1 protein-coding gene is annotated in these 1,283 nt (G+C 47.5%); it reads left to right on the plus strand.

The annotated features are described in order from the left end of the window. Nucleotides 1-1,162 (plus strand): methyl-accepting chemotaxis protein (locus R7O12_RS25390; RefSeq protein ID WP_318126829.1); only part of this gene is annotated, 1,162 nt, incomplete at its 5' end. Between the last annotated feature and the right edge of the window lie 121 nt (nt 1,163-1,283).

The following is a 1,283-nucleotide window of genomic DNA, read 5'->3' on the forward strand; positions in this document are numbered from 1 at the left end:
TCGCGCGCTATCTCACGCCGTGGAAGAGCAGTTTGAAGCTTTCTCATCATCGATTGATTCTGCCGCAACCCAACGCGATGAAAAAATGGCAAGCATCAAGCAAGCCATTACTGCGTTCATCTTAGTAGTGATTTTTGCGCTGATTTGGCAAATTTCTCGCTCTATCAACGTTCGTGTTAGTAGCTTACTAGCAACGATTAAGAACATCAGCGAAAGCAATAACATGGGCTTACGCTCTGATCTTGCAGGTAAGGATGAACTGTTTGATATCAGCCACCATCTCAACGATCTGCTCGAAAAGCTAGAGCGTTTGATCCACAACACACAAGAAAAATCGATGCAGTTAACAGCGAGCACGGACAACATGCATCGTGAGCTTGAAGGTGTTATGGAACAGTTCCACGCACAGACTGATCACACCGCCTCTATGGCGACGGCCGTGCAGCAGATGGTTGCCACTATCGATGAAATTTCTGAAAGCACATCGGTTGCGGTTGAAGGTGTTCACCAAGCTTCGACTAACGCCGAACAAGGTCGCTCTGTCGTAGAAATGACCGTGACGAATGTTGGTCAGCTGACGGGTATCCTCTCGAACAGCCAACAGTCTATTGGCTCATTGAACCAACACGTCGATAAAATTGGCGGTGCGGTGAACATCATTCAAGACATTGCTGAACAAACGAACTTACTTGCACTTAACGCGGCTATCGAAGCGGCTCGTGCGGGTGAGCAAGGACGTGGATTTGCCGTGGTTGCAGATGAAGTTCGCGCTCTTGCGAGCCGTACACATCAATCAACGGAAGAGATCACGCGAGTGGTGATGGACATCCAAGCGCAGATGTCGATGGTGGTTTCCGATATTGATCAATGTAACGAACAAGGTCAGCAAACCCTGAGTGCATCTGAACAATTAGACGCAAGCCTCCAGCAAATCATCACGGACATGCACGCGATTCAAGGCAACTCAGAGCGCATTGCTTCTGCGATTGAAGAGCAAGGCATTGTGATGAACCAAGTTAGCGACTCAATCACTGAGCTGAACGTCATCTCTGAAAACAACATGCACTCCGCGCAAGAATGTTTGCATGAAGTGAACTCAGTATCGGCTCAAGCACACGATATGGATGAAGCCGTAGCCGAGTTTAAAACTCGCCTAAAGTAATCTACTAGTAGATTCGTTAATCCAATAAGAAAGCCCGAAGCGAATGAATGCTTCGGGCTTTTTGTTTTCTATCTAGGCTCAGTATCAGCGCAGCCCAAATCGTGTCGGTAGTTATTCATCA

The organism is Vibrio sp. Vb1574 (assembly GCF_033338675.1).